Source organism: Streptomyces sp. NPDC007162, from assembly GCF_040634175.1.
Lineage (GTDB): Bacteria > Actinomycetota > Actinomycetes > Streptomycetales > Streptomycetaceae > Streptomyces.
Genome location: NZ_JBEYFC010000811.1, coordinates 1 through 2,789, shown reverse-complemented (window position 1 = coordinate 2,789; position 2,789 = coordinate 1). Strand labels below are relative to the sequence as shown.

Genomic DNA, 2,789 nt, shown 5'->3' with positions numbered 1-2,789 from the left:
GGCGAGAAGTGCGCTCAGTACGGGTCAGGGCGTATTCCCGGGCCCGCGCCCATGTCCTCGTGCACCTCACCGTCGTCGGTCCGCTCCTTGCCAACCGAAGGTGGATGACCTCAGCTGGCCGCATAGCCGCGAAGTACATGCAACCGAAGAATGCTTCAGGACGAGGACCCCGCCCTCGCTGGCGAGCAACGGCCTCGAGCAGCCGAAGCACCTGAATACCCGGACGGGCTCCGCGAGCGCGCGGTCCGCGAGGTCAGCTCAGCGGCCCGCCGCGTGCGCGAGGAACACCTCGCGCACGGTGCCGACGACATCGACCTTCTCCAGGAGGGCCGCCACGTCCGCGTCGGTCAGTTGCAGCATGGCGCGGGCCGGCCCGCGGCCTGACGTCAGGACTGCTCCGCCGCCAGGGCGCAGAGTTGTGAGCGGTTGGGCAGCCCGGTCTTGGCGATCAGGCTGGCGACGTGCTTCTCGACGGTGCGCGGCGATATGTAGAGCCGGGCGGCGATGTCCTTGTTGCTGGGTCGGTCGGCGAGCAGCCGGAAGATCTCGTACTCGCGGACCGTCATGCCCTTCATGCGCAGTTCCGGTGGAATCCGGTCGCTGCCGGTGCGGTGCTGGCGCACCGGTGCGCCGATCGCGCGCAGCAGGGTCCGGCAGGCGCCGACCACCGCGGTGGCGGAGGTCTCGCGGAAGTGGTGCTCGGCTTCCCGCAGCCATCTCTCCGGTTCGCCCCAGCTCAGCGCGTGGGCCTCCTCCGCGATCAGCCGCTGCCCGAGATGGCGGGCGGTGGGGTAGGGCGCGCCCGTGGTCTCGGCGAGGAGGGCCGCTTGTCCGGCCGCCTCGGGCCGGCCCTCGCGGCCGAGCAGGACGGCCTCGGCAAGCAGGAGGAAGTACCGGTTCCAACGCATCCGGCCGGCGGCGCTGGCGGCCAGCCAGTCGAGGTGACCGCGGTCGGCCCGGCCGTCCAGGAGGTCGAGCAGCAGAGCGAGGCCGTGCCGTCCGCTCAGGTGGAAAGTGGTCGGGTTCTCGGCCTCCAGCGCCTTGAGGTCGGCCATGGTACGGGCCGCCTGGTCCCGGTTCTCCTCCAAGAGGGCACAGAAGACCTGGGCCAGACCGAGGGCCAGCGGCTCCTCCAGCGAGCCGCGCCCTCCCCAGTGTCCGAAGTCGGCCAGGGCCTCCTCCATGGCGGTACGGTCGCCTTGGTGAGCCGCCAGCACCGAGCGGGCCATCAGCAGGTATCGGGCCACCGACGTCAGCTTCAGGCGGGCTGCCATGGTCAGCGTCTCGTCGCCGAGCGCCCGGGCCTCGGTGAACCGGCCGCGCAGTACATCGTGCAGGGTGAGGATGCCGTCGATGCCGTAGACGACGGTGACCGCGCCCAGCCGCCGGGCCTCGGTGCGGGCCTCCTCGAGGGTGGCGGTACTGCCGTCGTCCAGCCACCGGATGCCGCCGAGCCGGGTGAGCGCGTACATCCGCTGGAGTGGCAGGCTGTGCCGTTCGGCAGTGCTCATGGCCTGTTCCAGGTAGGTACTGGCCTCGGAGAGGTCACGTTCGCGGGCGACCACGGCGAGGAGTTCCCATGCCTGGCAGGCGACCAGGGGCAGGCCCTCCCGCTCGGCGGTGCCGAGCGCGGCGCGGGCCAGCCGCTCGGCCCGCTGGGTACGGTCCTGTCCCGGCGTGTCGAGGCACAGGTACGCCTCCACCACGTCGGTCAGCGCGGTGTGCGCCTCGTCCGGCGCCGTCGCCAGCAGCGCGCGAGCCCGTTCGATCTGGTTGTTGCCGTCGGCCCAGCGGCCCGCCATGTACGCCACGTGCGCGAGGCGGGTGTGCAGGGCCGCCAGCCGGGCCGCGCCCAGGCCGGCTCCGACGAGTTCACGCAGGGTTCCGGTGAGGCTGAGCGCGCGGGTCAGTTCCCCGGTCTCCGCGAGCGCGGGCAGCAGCGCTTCCAGCGCCTCGGCGCGGGCGGCGGAGTCCCCGCCTTCCGCCAGCAGCCGCTCGGCGCGGTCGAGCAACGCGACCGCGGATCCCACCGCGCCGTCGGCGAGGGCACGGCGCCCGGCCTCGGCGAACAGCCGGCCGCCCCGGACGGGGTCACCGGCGTCGGCGCGCAGGGTCGCCGCCAGCGGGCACCAGTCGCCCGGCAGACCGGGGTTGAGGGTCTCGATCGCGTTCGCGGCCTGCTCGGACAGGGCCACTCGGGCGGCCGGGGTGAGCTGCGCGAGCAGCGCTTCGGCGGTCAGCGGATGCTGGAAGGCGTACCAGTCGGGGGCGGGTTCGTCGGCCGCGACCAGCCGGGCCGCCACGCTCGCGTGCAGGTGACTGAGCAGGCTCCGGTCGTCGACCCCGGTCATCGACTGGAGCACCGACAGGGGGAACCGCCGGCCGAGCACGGCCGCGGCGCTGAGCACGGTCCGCCCCTGTGGGCCGAGTTGGTCGATACGGTGAATGGCGCCCTCCAGCAGCGCCCTGGGCATGTTGCGGCGGAGGTCGCCGACCACCCGCCAGGCGGCGCCCTCGCGGACGAGCGAGCCGCCGGCGACCGCGCCCTGGAGAAGTTCCTCGACCAGGAACGGGATGCCCGCGCTGTCCTGCCACATCTGGACGAGCACCTCGGCGGGCAGCTGGCCGGGGTCGGTTTCCAGGCAGGAGGCGATCATCCGGCCGACCCCGTCGGCGTCCAACGGTGCCAGCCGGAAGGCCGGCCAGGTCATCGCCCGCTCCCCCGAGCCGATCTTCTCCTACGACAAGTGCGTCGGGATGGTCGAGAACCTCGCCAAGGCGCTGGAGAC

The 2,789-nt window shown here is 73.0% G+C and carries 2 protein-coding genes; one reads left to right on the top strand and one right to left on the bottom strand.

The annotated features are described in order from the left end of the window. Window positions 1-386: 386 nt before the first annotated feature. On the bottom strand, window positions 387-2,597 hold the full coding sequence (locus ABZ646_RS44300) for a LuxR C-terminal-related transcriptional regulator (protein ID WP_360532814.1): 2,211 nt from the start codon (window positions 2,595-2,597) through the stop codon (window positions 387-389). Here ABZ646_RS44300 and ABZ646_RS44295 point away from each other — a divergent pair. Continuing rightward, a partial coding sequence (locus ABZ646_RS44295) for a hypothetical protein (protein ID WP_360532817.1) occupies window positions 2,575-2,789 on the top strand: 215 nt, incomplete at its 3' end. The genes ABZ646_RS44300 and ABZ646_RS44295 overlap by 23 nt on opposite strands.

Excerpts from the sequence above, each read along its gene's own strand:
- ABZ646_RS44300 (WP_360532814.1), bottom strand. The coding sequence starts at position 2,597 with ATGTGGCAGGACAGCGCGGGCATCCCGTTCCTGGTCGAGGAACTTCTC.